This window comes from Streptomyces flavotricini (assembly GCF_020639365.1).
GTDB lineage: Bacteria > Actinomycetota > Actinomycetes > Streptomycetales > Streptomycetaceae > Streptomyces > Streptomyces flavotricini.
On sequence record NZ_JAINUL010000001.1, the window covers coordinates 3,944,957 to 3,964,312 of the forward strand.

Sequence of the window (19,356 nt, forward strand, 5' to 3'; positions counted from 1 at the left end):
CGCCCTTCACGGGGCGATCTGACCTGTCCGGAAGCGTTGGCTCAGAAGATCGTCAGTTCTTCTGGATCTGGTCGAAGCTGAGCTCGACCGGGGTCTCGCGACCGAAGATCTCGACGAGGCCCTTGACCTTCTTCGAGTCCGGGTTGATCTCGTTGATGGTCGCCTGCAGCGTCGCGAACGGGCCGTCGGTGACGGTGACCGAGTCGCCGACCTCGAAGTCCAGGACCTCGATGGTGCGCTTGACCGCGGGGGCCGGCAGACCGGCGTCCTCGGCGGCCTGCTTGGCGGCCTTCTCCTGCGCCTCCGGGGCGAGCATCTTGACGATCTCGTCCAGCGTCAGCGGGTACGGGTCGTACGCGTTGCCGACGAAGCCGGTGACACCGGGGGTGTTGCGGACGACGCCCCAGGACTCGTTCGTCAGATCCATGCGGACGAGAACGTAACCGGGCAGCTTGTTCTGCCGGACGTTCTTGCGCTCGCCGTTCTTGATCTGGACGATCTCTTCCTCGGGCACCTCGGCCTGGTAGATGAACTCCTCGACGTTCAGCGAGACGGCGCGCTGCTCCAGGTTGGCCTTCACGCGCTTCTCGTAGCCCGCGTAGGTGTGGATCACGTACCACTCGCCGGGCAGGAGGCGCAGTTCGTCGCGCAGGGCCTGGACGGGGTCGACGGGCTCGGCGTCGGCGGCCTCTTCGGCCTCCTCCGCGTCCTCGTCGGTTCCGTCGGCCTCGACCTCGTCCTGGACGTCGCCGGCCTCGGCAGTGACGGCATCCTCGTCGGCGTCGTCGGCCTCTGCGTCGTCCGCGACCTCGTCAGCCTCGTCCTCGACGTGGAGCGCGGCCTCTTCGGCGGCGACACCGGCCTCGACGTCGGCCAGCTCGGCCTCGTCCGGGTCCACAGCGTCTGCCGCCTCGACGATGTCGAGCGCGTCCTCGACGGACTCGACGGAGTCGGGGCTCGCGTTCAGGTTCGGGTCAGACACGGTGGCTGCTTCTTCCTGGATACAAAAGGTGGTCGAACATGCGAAAACGGGCGGCACCCATCAAGGCGCCGCCCTCCGCGGGGATCAGCCGAAGACGAACTTGATGGCTTCCTGGAACCCATAGTCAATCACGGTCACCAGACCGATCATGATGACGACGAAGACAATCACCACGGTGGTGTACGTCGTGAGCTGATTGCGCGTCGGCCAGACGACCTTGCGGAGTTCCGCGATGATCTGGCGGTAGAACAGCGCGAGCCGACCCAGAGGACCCTTCTTCCCGCGCTTGCCGCCCTTGCGGGCCTTCTTCTCGCGGGTGTCATCCTCGGCGTCAGGCATGTCGATGGAGCCCAGGGCGTCCGTCACGTCTCTCACCTGAATCCGGGTCGTGGCCGTAGCCGCGCCCGGTTGCGCCGCACGGCGTTGCATCGAAGTACGTACCTGCGCACACGTCCGAGAAGGAGTGTGGAGCAGGGCCGGAGGGACTCGAACCCCCAACCGCTGGTTTTGGAGACCAGTGCTCTACCAATTGAGCTACGACCCTTTGTTGCGTCCCCCAACCTACCGCATCCAGACGGGTGCACGGAGTGCTCACGCTCTGGAGTGACCGGCAGGGGCCAACGACAGGTGAGTGTACGTGTTCCTGGACCTGACGTCGAACGTAGCCCTGGACCTGACATCTCACAGAGCACATTCCCGACCGGCCCGTCCGATGACTGAAACGGCGTGCGGGGCCTCTGAGGCGTCTGGGACGATTGGCCCCATGACCTCTGAAACGCCTTCCACCGAGCGCCGTGTCTCCGCCCGCATCGGCGCCATTTCCGAGTCCGCCACCCTCGCCGTGGACGCCAAGGCCAAGGCCCTCAAGGCCGCCGGGCGCCCGGTGATCGGCTTCGGTGCCGGCGAGCCCGACTTCCCGACCCCCGACTACATCGTCGAGGCCGCGGTCGAGGCCTGCCGCAACCCGAAGTACCACCGTTACACGCCGGCCGGCGGTCTGCCCGAGCTGAAGAGCGCGATCGCCGCGAAGACCCTGCGCGACTCCGGCTACGAGGTCGACGCGTCGCAGGTCCTGGTGACCAACGGCGGCAAGCAGGCGATCTACGAGGCGTTCGCCGCGGTCCTGGACCCGGGTGACGAGGTCATCGTCCCTGCCCCGTACTGGACCACCTACCCCGAGTCGATCCGCCTCGCCGGCGGTGTCCCGGTCGAGGTCGTCGCCGACGAGACCACCGGCTACCGCGTCTCCGTCGAGCAGCTCGAGGCCGCCCGCACCGAGCGCACCAAGGTCGTCCTCTTCGTCTCCCCGTCGAACCCGACCGGTTCGGTCTACAGCGAGGCCGACGCGCGCGCGATCGGCGAGTGGGCCGCGGAGCACGGCCTGTGGGTCCTCACGGACGAGATCTACGAGCACCTCGTGTACGGCGACGCGAAGTTCACCTCGCTGCCCGTGCTGGTCCCGGCCCTGCGCGACAAGTGCATCATCGTCAACGGCGTGGCCAAGACGTACGCGATGACCGGCTGGCGCGTGGGCTGGGTCATCGCCCCGCAGGACGTCATCAAGGCGGCGACCAACCTGCAGTCGCACGCCACGTCCAACGTCTCCAACGTGGCCCAGGTCGCCGCGCTGGCCGCCGTCTCGGGCAACCTGGACGCGGTCGCGGAGATGCGCAAGGCCTTCGACCGCCGCCGCCAGACGATGGTCAGGATGCTGAACGAGATCGACGGCGTGTTCTGCCCGACCCCCGAGGGCGCGTTCTACGCGTACCCGTCGGTCAAGGAGCTCCTCGGCAAGGAGATCCGCGGCAAGCGTCCGCAGACCTCCGTCGAGCTGGCCGCGCTGATCCTGGACGAGGCCGAGGTAGCGGTCGTCCCGGGCGAGGCCTTCGGCACCCCCGGCTACCTGCGCCTTTCGTACGCTCTGGGCGACGCGGACCTGGTCGAGGGCGTGTCCCGCATCCAGAAGCTCCTGGCCGAGGCCAAGGCCTGAGGCGGCACCCGCAGCGGTGAAAGGCGGTGGGGCGGGACCGGTACGGGTCCCGCCCCACCGCCTTTTCGAGGTCCGGGCCGCCGCCCGGCGACCCCGCTTTTGCGTTCGGGCAAGGTCCCGTTCAGGGAATCGGGCTGCCGAACGGGTGACATGTGCGGCAGGATCACCGGATGGAGCACGTACGCGATCTCACGCTTCTGCCGAAAGCCCACCTCCACCTGCACTTCACCGGGTCGATGCGCCCCTCGACCCTCCTGGAGCTCGCCGACAAGTACGGCGTGCGGCTCCCCGACGCGCTGACCGCCGGCGAGCCGCCCAAGCTCCGCGCGACCGACGAGCGCGGCTGGTTCCGCTTCCAGCGGCTGTACGACGCCGCCCGCTCCTGCCTCCGCGAGCCCGAGGACATCCGCCGCCTGGTCCGCGAGGCCGCGGAGGAGGACGTACGGGACGGCAGCGGGTGGCTGGAGATCCAGGTGGATCCCACCTCCTACGCCCCCCTGCTCGGCGGCATGATCCCGGCCGTCGAGATCATCCTGGACGCCGTCGACGCGGCCTCCCGCGAGACCGGCCTCGGCATGCGGGTCCTCATCGCGGCCAACCGCATGAAGCACCCCCTCGACGCCCGCACCCTCGCCCGGCTCGCCGTCCGCTACGCCGACCGGGGCATCGTCGGCTTCGGGCTCTCCAACGACGAGCGCCGCGGCATGGCCCGCGATTTCGACCGGGCCTTCGCCATCGCCCGCGAGGGCGGCCTGCTCGCGGCCCCGCACGGCGGCGAGCTCACCGGCCCGGCCTCCGTCCGCGACTGCCTGGACGATCTGCACGCCTCCCGCGTCGGCCACGGCGTGCGGGCAGCCGAGGACCCCCGGCTGCTGAAGCGGCTCGCCGACCGGCAGATCACCTGCGAGGTCTGCCCGGCGTCGAACGTCGCCCTCGGGGTCTACGAGCGGCCCGAGGACGTCCCGCTGCGCACCCTCTTCGAGGCCGGGGTGCCGATGGCGCTCGGTGCGGACGACCCGTTGCTGTTCGGGTCCCGGCTGGCGGCGCAGTACGAGATCGCCCGACGCCACCACGCCTTCACGGACGCGGAGCTCGCCGAGCTGGCCCGGCAGTCGGTGCGCGGCAGCGCCGCTCCGCAGGACGTGCAGGACAAGCTGCTGGCCGGGATCGACCACTGGCTGGCGACCTGAGGCTCCCGTCCGGACTCACCGCGTGAGCCGCAGGTCGCCCTCCCAGCAGTCGGCCCGCACCCGGTCGCCGTCGGGGAATCCGATCTCCAGCTGCGTGCGCCCGGTCTTCGGCGCCGCGAACTCGGCGACGGTGGCCACCGTGTCCCCGAGGTGGCGCAGGAAGGGGTGGTCACCGAGGTCCTCGCCGACCTCGATCCGGCCCCACTCCCCCATGTCGTACGGCTCGTGGGGCGGGGCGGATTCGACGATGAGGCACCCGTCGGACCCGGTGCTGATCCTGGTGGACTCGCCCTCGCTGTCGATCAGCCAGACGTCGAGCGGCGCCTCGGAGCGCTCGCCCTCGCAGACGTGCCAGGACGCGACGATCCTGCTGATCGTGCGCCCCACCAGGCGGGTGGGGTCCGTACCGGCCCCGTGCAGTGGACAGAGCATGGCGGCCGGGACTCCTCAGATGCTGACGCCGACCGTCACCGGCTCGTTGACCAGGGTGACGCCGAAGGCCGCGTGGACGCCCGCGACGACCTCGCGGGCCAGGGCGAGGAGGTCCTCGGTGGTGGCCTCGCCGCGGTTGGTCAGCGCGAGGGTGTGCTTGGTGGAGATCCGGGCGGGGCCCGTGCCGTAGCCCTTGGTGAAGCCGGCCTTGTCGATCAGCCAGGCCGCGCTGGTCTTCGTACGGCCGTCCCCGGCGGGGTACGCGGGCGGGGCGGTCTCGGGGCCGAGCCGGTCCTGGACGCGGGTGAGGAAGGCTGCGTACGCCTCGTCGCTCAGGATCGGGTTGTGGAAGAAGGAGCCCGCGGACCAGGTGTCGTGGTCGGTGGGGTCGAGGACCATGCCCTTGCCGGCGCGCAGCCGCAGGACGGTCTCGCGCGCGGCGGCGGCCGGGACGCGGTCGCCGGCCCCGACGCCGAGGGCGCGGGCGGTCTCGGGGTACTTGACCGGCGCGGACAGACCGCCCGCGTCCTCCAGGGCGAAGCGCACGCGCAGGACGACGTAGCGGTCGGGCTGGTCCTTGAAGGTGCTGTTGCGGTAGCGGAAGGCGCACTCGGCGGCGGTGAGGGTGACCGTCTCGCCGGTGGTGCGGTCGTACGCGACGACCTCGGTGATCGTGTCGCAGACCTCCTGGCCGTACGCCCCGACGTTCTGGATCGGGGTGGCACCGGCGGAGCCGGGGATTCCGGCGAGACACTCGATGCCGGCCAGACCCGCCTCGACGCTGCGGGCGACGGCGTCGCTCCAGTTCTCGCCGGCGGCGAGCTCCAACCGCGTCCCGTCCAGGTGGAAGCCGGTGGTCGCGATGCGCAGGGCGGTGCCCTCGAAGCCGCGGTCTCCGATGACCAGGTTGCTGCCGCCGCCGATGACGAGGAGCGGGGTGCCGCTCTCGTCCGCGGCGCGGACGGCCTCGACCACCTCGGCGTCGGTGGTCGCGGTGACCAGACGGGTGGCGGGGCCACCGAGGCGGAAGGTGGTCAGGGGGGCGAGGGGGGCGTCGTGGAGTTCCTGCACGTGGACAAGAGTACGGTCCGTACCCCTCGCATCCCTGCGGGGCCACGGACCGTACGTCACGGGCGTCCGGCCTCCTCGGCGAGCCGGCGCTCCGCTTCGGCCCAGGTGACCGGGAGGGCCGGGGCCGGGGCGCTCCAGAAGGTGAAGGCCGATTCCCGCATGTACGCGGCGGCGGCGCGGGAGCTGGAGCGGTGCGGCTCGCTGCGGGCGAAGCGGTAGAGCGCGTCGCGGTCCTCCCAGGCGGAGAGGGTGAGGAAGGTGCGGCCGAGGACGCGGGCGCGCAGGGCCACGCCGTGGGCGCCGGGGGCCTTGCGGATCTGGAGGATGATGCCGGGCGACTTGAGGAAGAACCGGAGGGCTCCGGCGAGGGTCCGGGTCTCGAAACGGGAGGCCATGACGTAGACCTCGGCGTCGGGAGCGGGCGGGGTGGGCGTGGACCAGGGGATGTCGGGCACGGTGTGCCCTCCTTCCGGTGCGTCGTGGGCGGTGCCGTTCCGGGCGGTCACCCGGCTGCGGGGACCTTGGCGGAGGTCGCGTATCCGGTCTCGGGGGTGTCGCCGACGGCGGCCGGTGCGGCGGGCGCCGGGTTCCGCTTGCCCGGGACCAGGAGGGCGAAGGCCGCTGCCACGGCCACCGCGGCGGCGCCGATCCACAGCGCGGGCACGGTCCCGTCGGTGAAGGCCTGCGGGGACTCGTAGCCGCCCTGGGCCGAGAAGACCGAGGCCAGGACCGCGACGCCGAGGGCGCCGCCCACCTCGCGCAGGGCGTTGTTGGCTCCGGAGGCCTTGCCCTGGTCGGCGGGGGACACGGTGGACATCAGGATGTTGGAGGCGGGGGCGAAGTAGAGGCCCATGCCGATGCCGCTGACGATCAGCGCCGGGAGCTGGGCGGCGTACGAGACGTCGGTGCTCAGGACCGCCGCGAACCAGCCGAGGCCGAGGGCCTGCAGCGCGAGTCCGACGGCGACGACGGGGCGGCCGCCGATCCGGTCGGAGAGGATGCCCGCGATCGGGGCCACGACCAGCGGCATGGCGGTCCACGGGAGCATCCGCACGCCGGCCTGGGTGGGCGAATAGCCGGCGACGCCCTGGAGGAACTGGCTGAGCAGGAAGATCGAGCCGAACATGCCCAGGTACATCAGGAGGCTGGCCAGGTTGATCCCGAGGAAGCCGCGGTTCAGGAAGAGGCGCATGGGCAGCATGGGGTTCGGGCTGCGGAAGCCGTGGACGACGAACGCGCCGACGAGCGCGGTGCCGGCGATCAGGCCGGTGAGCACCGGGGCGCTGGTCCAGCCGTGGGCGTTGGCGTTGACGAGGGCGTAGACGATGCCGAAGAGGCCGCCGCTGATGAGGAGCGTTCCGGGTGCGTCCAGACGGGAGTTCGGGGCGGTGGACTCGGCCAGCTTGAGGCGGGCGAGCGGGATCAGGGCCAGTCCGATCGGGACGTTCAGCCAGAAGATCCACTGCCAGGAGATGTGCTCGGTGAGGGTGCCGCCGACGAGCGGGCCGCTGGCGACCGCGAGGCCGCTGACGGCGCTGAAGATCCCGAGGGCCATGCCGCGGCGGGCGGGCGGGACGGCTGCGGTGAGCAGGGTGAGGGTGAGCGGCATCATGACCGCGGCGCCGACGCCCTGGACGGCGCGGGCGGCGATGAGCTCGTCGATGCCGGGCGAGAGGGCTGCGAAGGCGGAGGCTCCGGTAAATATCGCGAGGCCGCCCATGAAGAGGCGGCGCCGTCCGAAGCGGTCGCCGAGGGCCGCGCCGAACAGGAGCAGGACGGCGAAGGTGAGGGTGTACGCGTTCACCGTCCACTCCAGGTCCTCCAGCGCGCCGCCGAGGTCCTTGCGGATGGCGGGGAGGGCGGTGGTGACGACGAGGTTGTCGAGCGCGGCCATGAAGCCGGCGACGGAGGTGAGGACGAGCGCCCAGACGGCGGGACCGCGGAGCGCGGTGTCGTGTGTGTCGTGCTTGCCGTTCACGGTTCCCCCTGATGGTGAGGCCAGTTTGTTAGTTATCACTGACTAACTTTCACGCCCATGAAAATGGGCCGCACGGGGCAGCCCGGGCAGCCGGGGCTCACTCCCCCGGCCGGCCCTCGCCGCCGACGCGGGCGGAGGGGTACAGCCCCGCCCAGACCCGGTGCCCGGGCGGGAAGCCCATGGCGGCCAGGTTGTTGATCAGCATTCCGTAGGCCATGAAGGTCGTGGTCTCGTTCACGTCGCCGCCGAGCGGGACGTGAACGGTGTCCCAGAGCTCCATCCAGCCCTTGCGGACGAGCTCGCCGAGCTCGTGGTCCCCGGCGGCCTCGGCGGCGCCGACGGTGACGTACATCTGGAGCTGCATCTGGAGCTTGTCCGGATCCTCGGTGATGAGCCGGGCGTACGCGTTCGCCATGGCGAGCCCCGCCTCTTCGCCCTCCAGCCCCTCGGCGGCGGCCGCGAACACCTCGCGGGTCTCACGCAGGCACCGCTCGGCGGCGGCGAGGAAGATGGCCGGCTTGTTGGGGAAGAGCCGGAACAGGTACGGCTGCGAGACGCCCACGCGCTTGGCGATCGCCTCGGTGGAGGTCCCGTGATAGCCGCCGCGGGCGAACTCGTGCATCGCCGCACGGATGACGCTCTCGCGCCGCTCTTCCGCACTCATCCTTGCCATGGGCCTCAAGTTAGTGCTCAATCACTAACCAAGTCAACCCCTCCGCCCCGGGCCCGGGCCCGGGCCCGCCACGGTGTCGCGCGTCACACCGGGCCCGTGTCACGAACCGGGCGGCAGCTTGCATCTGATGATCGTCAACAGCGAGTGGAGGAAGGCGGAGCGATGAGCGCACGACACGGAGCCGACGGCACGGAGACCACCCACCGGGTCCTGGTCCTGGGGGCGGGGTACGCGGGGATGTCCGCGGCCGTCCAGCTCGGCGCCCGGGTGGGGCGGCGCCGGGACGTGCAGGTGACCCTGGTGAACGCGCAGGAACTCTTCACCGAGCGGCTGCGGCTGCACATGACGGCCACCGGGCAGGAGGTCGCCGGTCTGAGCATTCCGGAACTGCTGGAGGGTACGGGCGCGCGGTTCGTGCGCGGCTGGGTGACGGCGGTGGACGCGGACGCGCGAACGGTCCGGATCGATGACGACCGGGTCCTGCACTACGACACGCTGGTGTACGGGCTGGGTGGCGTGGCCGACCTGTCGGCGGTGCCGGGCGCCGAGGAGTACGCCCACACCCTGAACAGCGTCGAGGACGCCGAGGTGCTGGCCGACCGGCTGGCGCGGCTCGGCAGCGGCACGGTGGTCATCGGCGGCAGCGGGCTGACCGGAGTCGAGTCCGCCGCGGAGATCGCCGAGCGGTACCCGCGGCTGAACGTCGTCCTGCTGGGCCGGCGGGAACCCGGCGCCGCCATGACCCCGAAGGCCGGGGCGTACCTGCGGGCCGCCCTCGACCGCCTGGGCGTCGTGGTGCGCAGCGGGGTCGAGGTGGTGAAGGTGCTGCCCGATGCGGTCGAGCTGGCCGGGGGCGAACGCGTCCCCGCCGACGCGGTCCTGTGGACCAGCGGTACGCGGGTGTCGCCGCTGGCGGCCGCCGCCGGGCTGACCGTCGACGAGCGCGGCCGCGTCGTCACCGATGCCGCGCTGCGGTCGGTGTCGCACCCGCAGGTGTACGCCGTGGGGGACGCGGCCGCGATCCGCCAGGGCTACGGCGTCATGCACGGCACCTGCCAGGGCGGCATGCCGACCGGCGTGCACGCCGCGGTGTCGATCGTCCGCGCACTGAAGGGCAAGCAGCCCCGGCCGTTCCGCTTCGGCTACTACCACACGCCGGTCAGTCTGGGACGCGGCGATGCGGTGGTGCAGTTCACCCGCCCCGACGACAGCCCGCGGCGCATGCATCTGACCGGCCGCGTGGCGGCCCGGTACAAGGAGGCGGTGTCGGCCGCACCGTGGCCGACGTACGGCCGCATGAAGAAGGTGCCCGCCTCGGGGGCCGTCTGGCCCCGCGGCGGCCGCTTCACCCGGAACGGGGCGGTCCGGTGACGGGCCCGTCCACCGACCCCGACCAGCAGGTGTTCCACCGGCACCGGAACCTGCTCTTCTCGGTGGCCTACCGCATCCTGGGCACCGCGGCCGACGCGGAGGACGCGGTCCAGGACGCCTGGATCAAGTGGTCCGCCGCCGACCGCTCGCAGGTGGCCGAGCCCAAGGCGTACCTGACGCGGATCGTGTCGAACGTGGCGCTGGCGCGGCTGCGGTCCGCCCGGTACCAGCGCGAGACCTACGTCGGTCCGTGGCTGCCCGAGCCCATCCTCACCACGGGCGACACCGCCGAGACCGTCCTGGACGCCGAGTCGGTGTCGATGGCCGTGCTCGTCGTGCTGGAGACCCTCAGCCCGCTGGAGCGTGCGGTGTTCGTGCTGAAGGAGGTCTTCGACTTCAGCCACGGGGAGATCGCGGAGGCGCTGGAGCGCTCCGAGGCGGCGGTGCGGCAGGCCGCGCACCGGGCCCGCGAGCACGTACGGGCCAGACGGCCGCGCTTCACCGCCGACCGGTCGCGGCAGCGCGAGGTGACCGAGCGGTTCTTCGCCGCCACGACCGGCGGGGACGTCAACGCGCTGATGGAGGTGCTGTCCCCGGACGTCACCCTGTGGACCGACGGCGGCGGCAAGGTCCGCCAGGCCATGCGTCCGGTCGTGGGCGCCCCGACGGTGGCCGCCTGGTTCGCCGCCACCGGCACGGTCACGTACCAGGGCATCGCCCCCGGCGACATGAAGGCCGAACTGGTCGAGATCAACGGCGGCCCGGGCATGGTGTTCAGCGGACCGGACCGCGTGGTCGCCACGGTCACCTTCGACTTCGGCGCCGACGGCCGCATCACCGCCGTCCACAACGTCGCCAACCCCGACAAGCTCAGGGCCGTCGCGGGCGGCACCACTCACGCCGTCGCCGCCCGCTGAGCGGGCGCCGGGCGGGGTCCCCCGCTCGGCGCCCGGCTCGGCATGTGCGCCGGGCTCAGGCCAGGGCCACCACGGCGCGTGACATGCCCAGGACCTTCTGGCCCGCGCTCGTCGCCGTCAGGTCCACGCGTACGCGGTTGTCGTCCAGCTTCGCCGCGACCTTGGCCGTGACCTCGATCAGCGCGCCCGCCCCGTCGTTCGGGACGACGACCGGCTTGGTGAAGCGGACCCCGTACTCGACGACCGCACCCGGGTCGCCGACCCAGTCGGTGACCACGCGGATCGCCTCGGCCATCGTGAACATGCCGTGCGCGATGACGTCCGGCAGTCCGACCTCCTTGGCGAACTTCTCGTTCCAGTGGATCGGGTTGAAGTCACCCGAGGCACCCGCGTAGCGCACCAGCGTGGCGCGCGTCACCGGGAAGGAGCCCGCCGGCAGCTCCGTGCCGACCTCGACGTCGGCGTACTTGATCTGCGCGGTCATCTCAGGCCTCCTCGGGGGCGCGGGAGACGAGCTTCGTCCACGCCGTCACCACGTGCTCGCCGGTCTCGTCGTGGACCTCGCCGCGGATGTCGATGATGTCGTTGCCGGCCATCGACTTCACGGCCTCGATCGTGGAGGTCACCGACAGCCGGTCACCCGCCCGCACGGGACGCGAGTACGCGAACTTCTGGTCGCCGTGCACGACGCGGCTGTAGTCCAGACCCAGCTGCGGGTCCTCCACGACCTGGCCCGCCGCCGCGAAAGTGATCGCGAACACGAAAGTCGGCGGGGCGATCACGTCCAGGTGACCGAACGCCTTGGCGGCATCGGGGTCGGTGTAGACGGGATTCGCGTCTCCCACCGCAACCGCGAATTCGCGGATCTTCTCCCGGCCGACCTCGTACGGATCGGTGGGCGGGTAGCTCCGCCCCACGAAGGACTGGTCGAGCGCCATGGCTCCCTACCTCCTGTTGGAAAAAGTCGGTCACATGAGGAAAACGATCACAGACAGGCGATCACGGAAACGACACGAGGCCGCCCCCCAAAGAAGGGGACGACCTCATGACGGTGCCTGTATTTCGAGACTCGCTAGGGTCAGCGGGTCTCGCGGTGCGCGGTGTGCGAGTTGCAGCGCGGGCAGTGCTTCTTCATCTCCATGCGGTCCGGGTTGTTACGCCGGTTCTTCTTGGTGATGTAGTTCCGCTCCTTGCACTCCACGCAGGCCAGCGTGATCTTCGGGCGGACGTCGGTGGCAGCCACGTGAGTGCTCCTTGACGGACTATGGGACGGATGAACGCATAAAAGAGTAGCCGATCGGGAGACCGACCCCGCAATCGGCTACTGTGGGTAGCGGCGACCGGACTTGAACCGGTGACACAGCGATTATGAGCCGCTTGCTCTACCGACTGAGCTACGCCGCTTTGATGTGATCAGCTCCCCACCCGAGGGTGGGGAACCTCTCTCACCAGAGCCCCAATGCGGAATCGAACCGCAGACCTTCTCCTTACCATGGAGACGCTCTACCGACTGAGCTATTGGGGCGAGCGATGAAGACATTACACGGTTGCCCGCCCATCGCCCAAATCCTTTGCGGCGCCTGGCCTCCGAGGGGGCTGCCGGGGCTTTCCCGATCAGGGTCCCGGCGCCGTTCGGGCCCATTTCGGGGCAGATTGTGTCCGGGCTCACATTCCCAGCGGCCCCGCGAGGCACTCCGTGCCCGTCACCCCCGCCGGAAAGCGGTACCCGCGACGAGGAAGCATCCGCACCCGGCCCGGCGCGCACGCGTGCGCCGCGGCGCGCGGGCACCACACCGGTACGACTATTGCGCTCTTCCGCGAAGCGGGGAGCCCCGCGCCCTAGGCTCTGAGCACGCTGCGTGATCTTGGGCCGCGGGCCGCGGCCACTCGGTCCAGGAACCGCCCGAGCCACCGCAGGAGCGCGATGTCCGACAGCCAGCCGCAGCAGCCGTCCCCCTTCCCGCCGGGCGGCCGTGGTGAGGGCGGCGGCCAAGGCCCCCAGCGCCCGTCCGGCAACGCGAACGCGCCCGCCGCCGAGTCCACCACCCTCCTGCTCACCGGAGCCCGCCTCACGGACGGCCGTACGGTCGACGTCCGGCTCGGCGGCGGCCGGATCCAGGCCGTCGGCACCGCGGGCAGCCTGCCCTCACCCGCGCTCGCCCGGGTCGACCTCACCGGCTACCTGCTGCTCCCCGCCCCCGCCGAGCCGCACGCCCACGGGGACACCGCCCTGACCGCCGACGGCGAGGGCCCCGTCTCGTACGCCCCCGACGAGGTGCAGCGCCGGGCCACCGAGGCCGCCCTGCTCCAGCTCGGGCACGGGGCCACGGCCGTGCGCTCCCACGTCCGGATCGGCGACGTGCACGGCCTGGGCCCCATGGAGGCCGTGCTCCAGGCCCGCCGCTCGCTGCGCGGGCTCACCGACCTGACCACCGTCGCCGTGCCCCGCCTGCTCACCGGGGTGGCCGGCGCCGACGGGTTCGCCATGCTGCGGGACGCCGTCAAGATGGGCGCCGCCGTCATCGGCGGCTGCCCGGACCTGGACCCCGACCCGACGGGCTTCCTCGAAGCCGTGCTGGAACTCGCCGCCGAGCACGGCTGCCCCGTGGACCTGCACACGGACGGTGACGACCCCGGCCGCCTCGCCCGGCTCGCCGCGATGGCCGGCGGACTGCGCCCGGGGGTGACGATCGGCCCCTGCGGGGGCCTGTCACGGCTCCCGCTGGACGTGGCGCACCGGGCCGCCGACCAGCTGGCCGCGGCCGGCGTACGGGTGACCTGCCTGCCCCAGGGCGACTGCGCGGCCCTGGAGCGGCGCGGCCTGCGCACCGCGCCCGTACGGCTGCTGCGCGCCGCCGGGGTCCGGGTCGCGGCCGGCAGCGGGGCGCTGCGGGACGCCGGTAACCCGGTCGGCCGCGGCGACCCGCTGGAGGCCGCCTTCCTGCTGGCCTCCCAGGGCGGGCTGCGGGCACCGGAGGCCTACGCCTCCGTGAGCGGCGCCGCCCGGGAGGCGATGGGCCTGCCGGAGGTCCGGGTGGAGGCCGGGTTCCCGGCCGAGCTGCTGGCCGTACGGGGGGACCGGATCGCGGGCGTGCTGTCCCTGGCGTACAGCCGGATCGTGGTCCACCGGGGTCGGGTGGTAGCCCGGACGAGTGCCGTACGGGAGTACTGCGACTCGGCGGTCGCGGTGGCCCTGGACCTGCCCCGGCAGGGCCGCGTGGAGCCCGGGCCCTGAGTGTCCGCGGCCTGGCGGCGGACACTTTCGCGGGCGGGGGCGCCCCGCTCGTCGTACGGTCGGGGCATGCGCATCGTCATCGCGGGTGGACACGGTCAGATCGCGCTGCGGCTGGAGCGGCTGCTCGCCGCGCGCGGGTACGAGGTCGCGGGCATCATCCGCGATCCGGCGCAGGGCGACGACCTGCGCCAGGCGGGCGCCGAACCGGTGCTCTGCGACCTGGAGTCGGCTTCGGTCGAGCACGTGGCGGGCATTCTGCAGGGCGCGGACGTCGCGGTGTTCGCGGCCGGCGCGGGCCCCGGCAGCGGTGTGGCGCGCAAGGACAGCGTGGACCGGGGCGCGGCGGTGCTGTTCTCGGACGCGGCCGAACGGGCGCGGGTACGGCGCTTCCTGATGGTCTCTTCGATGGGCGCGGACGCGCACCACGAGGGCGACGACGTCTTCGACTTCTACCTGCGGGCGAAGGGCGAGGCGGACGACCACGTACGGACGCGGCTGGGCCTGGAGTGGACGGTCCTGCGGCCCGGGTCGCTGACCGACGACCCCGGGAGCGGGCAGGTGCGTCTGGAGGCGCGGACGGGCCGCGGGGCGGTGCCGCGCGACGACGTGGCGGCCGTGCTGGCGGAGCTGGTCGAGACCCCGGCGACGGCCGGCCTGACGCTGGAGCTGGTCGACGGATCGATCCCGATCGAGGTGGCCGTCAAGGCCGTCGCGGGCAACTGAGGCTCAGAACTCGGCGGTCACCTTGTCGTCGGAGCGGCCGACGGAGTCCTGCTGGTACTGGTCCTCGTAGGCCTGCCGGATCCGTTCGATGCGCGTGCTGCGCTCCTCGGCCTCCTTCTCGGGGTAGAGGAGCACCACCTCGTACGAGGTCTCGCGGATGACCTCGCCGGCGCGCTGCCACTGGCCGTGCCCGTCCAGGAGGGTGAGTCCTTCGGGGAAGGCGGGGGTGATCTCCCGGTCCAGGAAGCCCATGAACTCCCGCTCCGCGACGGGAGCCCGGCCGCCGGGGCGCTCGGTGCCGAAGTAGAGGGTGGTTTCCTGGTAGGGCTGGCCCACGTGGCTGTGCAGTGCGGCGCCGACGAGGGCCGGGATCCCGGCTCCGAGGAGGGCGAGGAGCACGCCGCCGCCGACCTTCCCGCGCGTGTCAGAAATGAAGTTCACGTCCGGAGAACGAACACGCGACGCCGACGATACGGACGGTGCGGCGCCCGTACGAGAAAACCCCCGCCACTGCGCTTCCGCAGTAACGGGGGTCTCACTCGCGTGGCGGCGCCAGGGTTCGAACCTGGGTAGGCTGAGCCGGCAGATTTACAGTCTGCTCCCTTTGGCCACTCGGGCACACCGCCATGATCGCTGCCATTTTTCCGCCTCTCGGCGGTGCTCCCTGGCAACGACGTAAACGATACCTGATGCTCGGGGGTGCTTCGCCACCGGATTGATCAGCACCCGGGGCGGGCGTGGTGGCTAGGCTTGCCGAGCGGTCCGGGCATGTCCGGCCGCGCCCTCCGGGGCAATGACAGCCGACTTCAAGGAGCCACAGCACATGGCCGACTCCAGTTTCGACATCGTCTCGAAGGTCGAGCGGCAGGAGGTCGACAACGCCCTCAACCAGGCCGCCAAGGAACTCTCGCAGCGCTACGACTTCAAGGGCACCGGCGCCACCATCGCCTGGTCCGGCGAGAAGATCCTGATGGAGGCGAACTCCGAGGAGCGCGTCAAGGCCGTCCTCGACGTGTTCGAGACCAAGCTGGTCAAGCGCGGCATCTCGCTGAAGGCGCTCGACGCCGGCGAGCCGCAGCTGTCCGGCAAGGAGTACAAGATCTTCGCCTCGATCGAGGAGGGCATCTCCCAGGAGAACGCCAAGAAGGTCGCGAAGATCATCCGGGACGAGGGTCCCAAGGGCGTCAAGGCCCAGGTCCAGGGCGAGGAGCTGCGCGTCAGCTCCAAGAGCCGCGACGACCTGCAGGCCATCCAGGCCCTCCTCAAGGGCAAGGACCTCGACTTCGCGATCCAGTTCGTGAACTACCGCTGATCGCGGTCTCCCCCCTGCCCTCCGGCGGCCCGGCGGTCCTTCTGGGACCGCCGGGCCGCGGCGCTTTCCGGGGCCGGCGGCCGTCCTCGGGGGCGTGAGGATCATGAGCCCGGCGTGCGCGGCGCGTGCGCCTCACTGGCCCCCAATGAGCACTTGGGCAACCGTGCGCGCACCCGCCAACCTGGCGGTATTCATCGCCGCGGGACAGGGGAGGGTCACGGATGCCTGCAGTCGGAACGTTTCGCGAAGACTTCGGGGCGTCCGTCGTGGTCGCGCTCGTCGCCCTGCCGCTGTGCGTGGGGGTGGCCGTCGCCTCCGGCGTGCCCGCGGAGCTGGGGATCGTGACCGGGGTGGTGGGCGGGCTGGTCACCGGGTGGTTCCGGGGGAGCTCGCTCCAGGTGAGCGGGCCGGCCGCCGGGCTCACGGTGCTCGTCTACGAGGCGGTGCACACGCACGGGGCCCGCGCGCTCGGGGTCCTGGTGCTGGCCGCCGGGGTGCTGCAGCTGTGCATGGGAGCGCTGCGGCTGGGGCGGTGGTTCCGGGCGATCTCCGTCGCCGTCGTGCACGGGATGCTCGCCGGGATCGGGCTCGTGCTGATCGCGGGGCAGTTGTACGCCCTGGGCGGCGTACCGGCTCCCGGCGCGACCCTGGAGAAGCTCGCCGCGGTGCCGGCGCTCGCCGCGGAGGCCGACTGGGCCGCCGTGGCACTGGGGGCCGGGACCATCGCCGTCCTCGTGGGCTGGCGCCGGATGCCGGACCGGCTGCGGCTCGTGCCGGGTGCGCTGGTCGGGGTGGCGGCCGCCACAGCCGTGTCGGTGATGCTGAGGCTGCCCGTCGAGAAGGTGACCGTGACCGGCGTCCTGGGGGCCGTCGCCCCGCCCGGCTGGGCCGACTTCGGGATGCTGGCCTCCGCCGGGGCGCTCGGCACCGTGATCGCCCTGGCGCTGATCGCCTCCGCCGAGACCCTGTTCAGCGCGGCCGCCGTCGACCGGATGCACGACGGGCCGCGGACCCACTACGACCAGGAGCTCGTGGCGCAGGGCGTCGGCAACACCGTCTGCGGACTGCTCGGCGCGCTGCCGATGACCGCCGTGATCGTGCGCAGCGCGGCCAACGTGGAGGCCGGGGCCCGTACCCGGGCCTCACGGATCATGCACGGGGGCTGGCTGCTGCTGTTCGCCGTCGCACTCCCCCAGCTGCTCCGGATCGTCCCGCTCGCCGCGCTGGCCGGGGTGCTGCTGCACGCCGGATGGAAACTGCTGCCGGCCCGGGCGGTCGCCGGCCTGTGGCGCTCGCACCGGGGCGAGGCGGTGGTGCTGGTGGCGACGGCCGGGGCCGTCGTGGCCACGAACCTCTTCGAGGGCGTGCTGATCGGACTGGGGCTCGCCGTGGTCAAGGCGGCCTGGGAGACCTCCCACGTGCACATCGAGGAGGTGTGGGAGGGCGGGGAGCTGCACGTCCAGGTCCTGGGGAGCGCCAGCTTCCTTCGGCTGCCGAAGCTGCTCGACGAGCTGGACGCGCTGCCGGCCGGGCACCCCGTACGCCTCGACCTGAGCGGGCTGCGCCACCTCGACCACGCCTGTCTGACGGCCCTCCACGGCTGGGAACGGAACCGGACGCCACTGGCCGGTCGGGAAGGCGTCATCTAGGGGGGTTACCCTCCGCTCCGTGGACAACGAGTTGAAGCGCACGCTGGGGGTGTTCGACGCCGTCGTCGTCGGGCTCGGCGCCATGGTCGGAGCGGGCATCTTCGCCGCGCTCGCCCCGGCGGCGGGCGCGGCGGGGCCCGCGGGGGGCGCGCTCCTCGCGGCCTTGGCGGTGGCGGCCCTGATCGCCTACTGCAACGCCCACTCCTCGGCGCGGCTGGCCGCCCGCCATCCGGCCTCCGGCGGGACCTACGTGTACGGGCGCGAGCGGCTCGGCCCGTTCTGGGGATACCTGGCCGGCTGGGGCTTCGTCATCGGCAAGACCGCCTCCTGCGCGGCGATGGCGCTCACCGTGGGGGCGTACGTCTGGCCCGGGCACCAGCGTGCCGTGGCCGTCGCCGCGGTGGTGGCGCTGACCGCCGCGGGCTACGGCGGCGTCCAGAAGTCTGCCCGGATAGCCCGGGTGATCGTGGCGGCGGTGCTGGCCGTGCTGGCCGCGGTCGTGGTGGGGTGTCTGACCTCCGGCGCGGCGGACGCCGGACGGCTCGGCGGCCTGGCCGGCGGCGGAGTCGGCGGGCTGCTGCAGGCGGCCGGGCTGCTGTTCTTCGCATTCGCGGGGTACGCCCGCATCACCACCCTGGGCGAGGAGGTGCGCGATCCGCGGCGCACGATCCCGCGGGCGGTGCCGCTCGCCCTGGGGATCGCTCTGCTCGTGTACGCCGCGGTGGCGGTGGCGGTGCTGTCGGTGCTGGGCGCCGGGGCGCTGGCGGCTTCGCCGGCCCCGCTGGCCGACGCGGTACGGGCGGCCGGCCTGCCCGGACTGACCCCCGTGGTCCGGGTCGGGGCGGCCCTGGCGGCGCTGGGCTCGCTGCTGGCCCTGGTGCTCGGGGTGTCGCGGACCACCCTGGCGATGGCCCGGGACGGCCATCTCCCCCGCACGCTGGCCGCCGTGCATCCCCGGCATCAGGTGCCGCACCATGCGGAGCTCGCCGTGGGGGCGGTGGTCGCGGTGCTCGCGGCGACCACCGATCTGCGGGGCGCGATCGGTTTCTCGTCCTTCGGGGTGCTGGCCTACTACGCGATCGCGAACGCTTCCGCGTGGACTCTCGATTCAGGTCTCAAGGGCCGGGCCGTGGCAGCGGTCGGGCTGTCCGGCTGTGTCGTACTGGCCTGCGCACTGCCGGCCGCGTCGGCGGTCACGGGGGCGGCGGTACTGGCCGTGGGCGCCGCCCTCTACGCGGTGCGCGGCAGGCTCAGAGCCGCGATCTGAACTCCGGCCACAGACCCATCTCCAGTCCCGCGTCCTCCGCGTCGTCGCAGAACCAGGCGGTGCCGTCGAGCCAGCCGCGCGGCCAGTCGGCGAGGGTGGGCGAGTCGGTGTACCAGGCGAGGTCGGGATCACCCGGATTCGGCTCGAACAGCAGGACCTGGGCGGTCTCGGATCGGCAGTCGACGGATCCGAGCACGGCGCAGCCGTAGTCGGTTGTCGGCAGGACGCCCTCGGGCCAGCCCCAGTCCGAGGAGCGTATCGCGGTGTACTGCTTGACGGCGGTCTCCGGCGGGAGCAGTCCGTACTCCGGGCCGAACCCGCCGTCCGCGATCCGCGTGTAGAGACCGGCCAGGAGCGGGGGCAGGGCGAAGCCGAGCACGTCCTCGGCCCGACGCACCGCCGCTTGGTCCACGGGGGCCGGTGGGCGCCCGGGCGCCAGGGAGGCGACCTCGGGCCCGAAGCCGCTTACGTGTTGGGCGACCCGCTCCAGCAACTGCTCGGTCCCGTTCATGCGTTCATCGTGACCCACACCACTGACATCGGCTCTGACCTGCGGCAATACCCGG

Annotated in this window: 21 protein-coding genes and 4 tRNA genes; 9 read left to right on the forward strand and 16 right to left on the reverse strand. The window is 72.1% G+C overall.

Annotation, left to right across the window (positions count from 1 at the left end):
- Positions 1-52: 52 nt before the first annotated feature.
- The 3 genes from nusG to K7B10_RS17705 all read right to left on the reverse strand — a co-directional run bounded on the left by nusG (position 53) and on the right by K7B10_RS17705 (position 1,526).
- Positions 53-982 (reverse strand): transcription termination/antitermination protein NusG, encoded by a 930-nt coding sequence (gene nusG, locus K7B10_RS17695; RefSeq protein WP_229337007.1) that lies wholly within the window; start codon positions 980-982, stop codon positions 53-55.
- 84 nt (positions 983-1,066) lie between these two features.
- Complete coding sequence (gene secE, locus K7B10_RS17700; protein ID WP_030154653.1) at positions 1,067-1,348, reverse strand: preprotein translocase subunit SecE; 282 nt, start codon at positions 1,346-1,348, stop codon at positions 1,067-1,069.
- 105 nt (positions 1,349-1,453) lie between these two features.
- Positions 1,454-1,526, reverse strand: a tRNA-Trp gene (locus K7B10_RS17705).
- Positions 1,527-1,745: 219 nt separating this feature from the next.
- Between K7B10_RS17705 and K7B10_RS17710 the strand changes: the two genes are divergently transcribed.
- Both K7B10_RS17710 and K7B10_RS17715 read left to right on the forward strand, forming a co-directional pair.
- On the forward strand, positions 1,746-2,972 hold the full coding sequence (locus K7B10_RS17710; protein ID WP_229337008.1) for a pyridoxal phosphate-dependent aminotransferase: 1,227 nt from the start codon (positions 1,746-1,748) through the stop codon (positions 2,970-2,972).
- Between the two features lie 170 nt (positions 2,973-3,142).
- A complete protein-coding gene (locus K7B10_RS17715) occupies positions 3,143-4,162 on the forward strand; it encodes an adenosine deaminase (RefSeq protein WP_229337009.1) in 1,020 nt (339 codons plus the stop codon).
- A gap of 15 nt (positions 4,163-4,177) precedes the next feature.
- On the opposite strand, the gene K7B10_RS17720 is transcribed toward K7B10_RS17715, so the two are convergent.
- The 5 genes from K7B10_RS17720 to K7B10_RS17740 form a co-directional block, all read right to left on the reverse strand.
- Positions 4,178-4,594, reverse strand: a complete 417-nt coding sequence (locus K7B10_RS17720; protein WP_229337010.1) for a hypothetical protein — start codon at positions 4,592-4,594, stop codon at positions 4,178-4,180.
- 15 nt (positions 4,595-4,609) lie between these two features.
- Complete coding sequence (locus K7B10_RS17725) at positions 4,610-5,725, reverse strand: UDP-N-acetylmuramate dehydrogenase (RefSeq protein ID WP_308284596.1); 1,116 nt, start codon at positions 5,723-5,725, stop codon at positions 4,610-4,612.
- Positions 5,722-6,120, reverse strand: coding sequence for a DUF3291 domain-containing protein (locus K7B10_RS17730; protein ID WP_229337013.1), 399 nt, complete (start codon positions 6,118-6,120; stop codon positions 5,722-5,724). The genes K7B10_RS17725 and K7B10_RS17730 overlap by 4 nt, the downstream gene beginning before the upstream one ends.
- Before the next feature lie 47 nt (positions 6,121-6,167).
- Positions 6,168-7,643 carry a DHA2 family efflux MFS transporter permease subunit gene (locus tag K7B10_RS17735; protein WP_229337015.1) on the reverse strand — a complete coding sequence of 492 codons (1,476 nt, stop codon included), beginning with the start codon at positions 7,641-7,643 and terminating at the stop codon, positions 6,168-6,170.
- A 97-nt stretch (positions 7,644-7,740) separates the two neighbouring features.
- A complete protein-coding gene (locus K7B10_RS17740; protein ID WP_229337017.1) occupies positions 7,741-8,316 on the reverse strand; it encodes a TetR/AcrR family transcriptional regulator in 576 nt (191 codons plus the stop codon).
- A 162-nt stretch (positions 8,317-8,478) separates the two neighbouring features.
- On the opposite strand from K7B10_RS17740, the gene K7B10_RS17745 reads away from it, so the two are divergent.
- Both K7B10_RS17745 and K7B10_RS17750 read left to right on the forward strand, forming a co-directional pair.
- On the forward strand, positions 8,479-9,687 hold the full coding sequence (locus tag K7B10_RS17745; protein WP_229337019.1) for an NAD(P)/FAD-dependent oxidoreductase: 1,209 nt from the start codon (positions 8,479-8,481) through the stop codon (positions 9,685-9,687).
- Positions 9,684-10,604, forward strand: coding sequence for an RNA polymerase sigma-70 factor (locus K7B10_RS17750; protein ID WP_229337021.1), 921 nt, complete (start codon positions 9,684-9,686; stop codon positions 10,602-10,604). The genes K7B10_RS17745 and K7B10_RS17750 overlap by 4 nt, the downstream gene beginning before the upstream one ends.
- A gap of 55 nt (positions 10,605-10,659) precedes the next feature.
- Here K7B10_RS17750 and K7B10_RS17755 read toward each other — a convergent pair whose 3' ends face one another.
- The 5 genes from K7B10_RS17755 to K7B10_RS17775 all read right to left on the reverse strand — a co-directional run bounded on the left by K7B10_RS17755 (position 10,660) and on the right by K7B10_RS17775 (position 12,129).
- Complete coding sequence (locus tag K7B10_RS17755) at positions 10,660-11,088, reverse strand: MaoC family dehydratase (protein WP_229337023.1); 429 nt, start codon at positions 11,086-11,088, stop codon at positions 10,660-10,662.
- A gap of 1 nt (position 11,089) precedes the next feature.
- Entirely contained in the window at positions 11,090-11,542 is a 453-nt protein-coding gene (locus tag K7B10_RS17760; protein WP_030870124.1) for a MaoC family dehydratase N-terminal domain-containing protein, read from the reverse strand.
- Positions 11,543-11,682: 140 nt separating this feature from the next.
- Positions 11,683-11,847 carry a 50S ribosomal protein L33 gene (gene rpmG / locus K7B10_RS17765; protein WP_007265873.1) on the reverse strand — a complete coding sequence of 55 codons (165 nt, stop codon included), beginning with the start codon at positions 11,845-11,847 and terminating at the stop codon, positions 11,683-11,685.
- Positions 11,848-11,935: 88 nt separating this feature from the next.
- Positions 11,936-12,008 (reverse strand) — tRNA-Met (locus tag K7B10_RS17770).
- Positions 12,009-12,056: 48 nt separating this feature from the next.
- Positions 12,057-12,129, reverse strand: a tRNA-Thr gene (locus tag K7B10_RS17775).
- Between the two features lie 399 nt (positions 12,130-12,528).
- Between K7B10_RS17775 and K7B10_RS17780 the strand changes: the two genes are divergently transcribed.
- Positions 12,529-13,839, forward strand: coding sequence for an amidohydrolase family protein (locus K7B10_RS17780; protein WP_229337025.1), 1,311 nt, complete (start codon positions 12,529-12,531; stop codon positions 13,837-13,839).
- 66 nt (positions 13,840-13,905) lie between these two features.
- Positions 13,906-14,562 carry an SDR family oxidoreductase gene (locus K7B10_RS17785; protein WP_229337027.1) on the forward strand — a complete coding sequence of 219 codons (657 nt, stop codon included), beginning with the start codon at positions 13,906-13,908 and terminating at the stop codon, positions 14,560-14,562.
- A 3-nt stretch (positions 14,563-14,565) separates the two neighbouring features.
- On the opposite strand, the gene K7B10_RS17790 is transcribed toward K7B10_RS17785, so the two are convergent.
- Positions 14,566-15,003, reverse strand: a complete 438-nt coding sequence (locus K7B10_RS17790; RefSeq protein WP_229337029.1) for a DUF3574 domain-containing protein — start codon at positions 15,001-15,003, stop codon at positions 14,566-14,568.
- 103 nt (positions 15,004-15,106) lie between these two features.
- A tRNA-Tyr gene (locus K7B10_RS17795) sits at positions 15,107-15,188 on the reverse strand.
- 197 nt (positions 15,189-15,385) lie between these two features.
- Here K7B10_RS17795 and K7B10_RS17800 point away from each other — a divergent pair.
- The 3 genes from K7B10_RS17800 (at position 15,386) to K7B10_RS17810 (ending at position 18,790) form a co-directional block, all read left to right on the forward strand.
- Positions 15,386-15,874, forward strand: a complete 489-nt coding sequence (locus K7B10_RS17800; RefSeq protein WP_030163016.1) for a YajQ family cyclic di-GMP-binding protein — start codon at positions 15,386-15,388, stop codon at positions 15,872-15,874.
- 221 nt (positions 15,875-16,095) lie between these two features.
- Entirely contained in the window at positions 16,096-17,523 is a 1,428-nt protein-coding gene (locus tag K7B10_RS17805; RefSeq protein ID WP_229337031.1) for a SulP family inorganic anion transporter, read from the forward strand.
- Between the two features lie 19 nt (positions 17,524-17,542).
- Positions 17,543-18,790: an APC family permease gene (locus tag K7B10_RS17810; RefSeq protein WP_229337033.1), complete on the forward strand. Its 1,248-nt coding sequence runs from the start codon at positions 17,543-17,545 to the stop codon at positions 18,788-18,790.
- Here K7B10_RS17810 and K7B10_RS17815 read toward each other — a convergent pair.
- Positions 18,774-19,301 carry an SMI1/KNR4 family protein gene (locus K7B10_RS17815; RefSeq protein ID WP_229337035.1) on the reverse strand — a complete coding sequence of 176 codons (528 nt, stop codon included), beginning with the start codon at positions 19,299-19,301 and terminating at the stop codon, positions 18,774-18,776. The genes K7B10_RS17810 and K7B10_RS17815 overlap by 17 nt on opposite strands.
- Positions 19,302-19,356 lie beyond the last annotated feature (55 nt).

Coding starts and splice junctions, on each gene's coding strand:
- K7B10_RS17815 (WP_229337035.1), bottom strand. CDS start 19,301: ATGAACGGGACCGAGCAGTTGCTGGAGCGGGTCGCCCAACACGTAAGC.
- K7B10_RS17745 (WP_229337019.1), top strand. CDS start 8,479: ATGAGCGCACGACACGGAGCCGACGGCACGGAGACCACCCACCGGGTC.
- K7B10_RS17800 (WP_030163016.1), top strand. CDS start 15,386: ATGGCCGACTCCAGTTTCGACATCGTCTCGAAGGTCGAGCGGCAGGAG.
- K7B10_RS17805 (WP_229337031.1), top strand. CDS start 16,096: ATGCCTGCAGTCGGAACGTTTCGCGAAGACTTCGGGGCGTCCGTCGTG.
- K7B10_RS17710 (WP_229337008.1), top strand. CDS start 1,746: ATGACCTCTGAAACGCCTTCCACCGAGCGCCGTGTCTCCGCCCGCATC.
- K7B10_RS17715 (WP_229337009.1), top strand. CDS start 3,143: ATGGAGCACGTACGCGATCTCACGCTTCTGCCGAAAGCCCACCTCCAC.
- K7B10_RS17780 (WP_229337025.1), top strand. CDS start 12,529: ATGTCCGACAGCCAGCCGCAGCAGCCGTCCCCCTTCCCGCCGGGCGGC.
- K7B10_RS17755 (WP_229337023.1), bottom strand. CDS start 11,088: ATGACCGCGCAGATCAAGTACGCCGACGTCGAGGTCGGCACGGAGCTG.
- K7B10_RS17720 (WP_229337010.1), bottom strand. CDS start 4,594: ATGCTCTGTCCACTGCACGGGGCCGGTACGGACCCCACCCGCCTGGTG.
- K7B10_RS17760 (WP_030870124.1), bottom strand. CDS start 11,542: ATGGCGCTCGACCAGTCCTTCGTGGGGCGGAGCTACCCGCCCACCGAT.
- K7B10_RS17785 (WP_229337027.1), top strand. CDS start 13,906: ATGCGCATCGTCATCGCGGGTGGACACGGTCAGATCGCGCTGCGGCTG.
- K7B10_RS17740 (WP_229337017.1), bottom strand. CDS start 8,316: ATGGCAAGGATGAGTGCGGAAGAGCGGCGCGAGAGCGTCATCCGTGCG.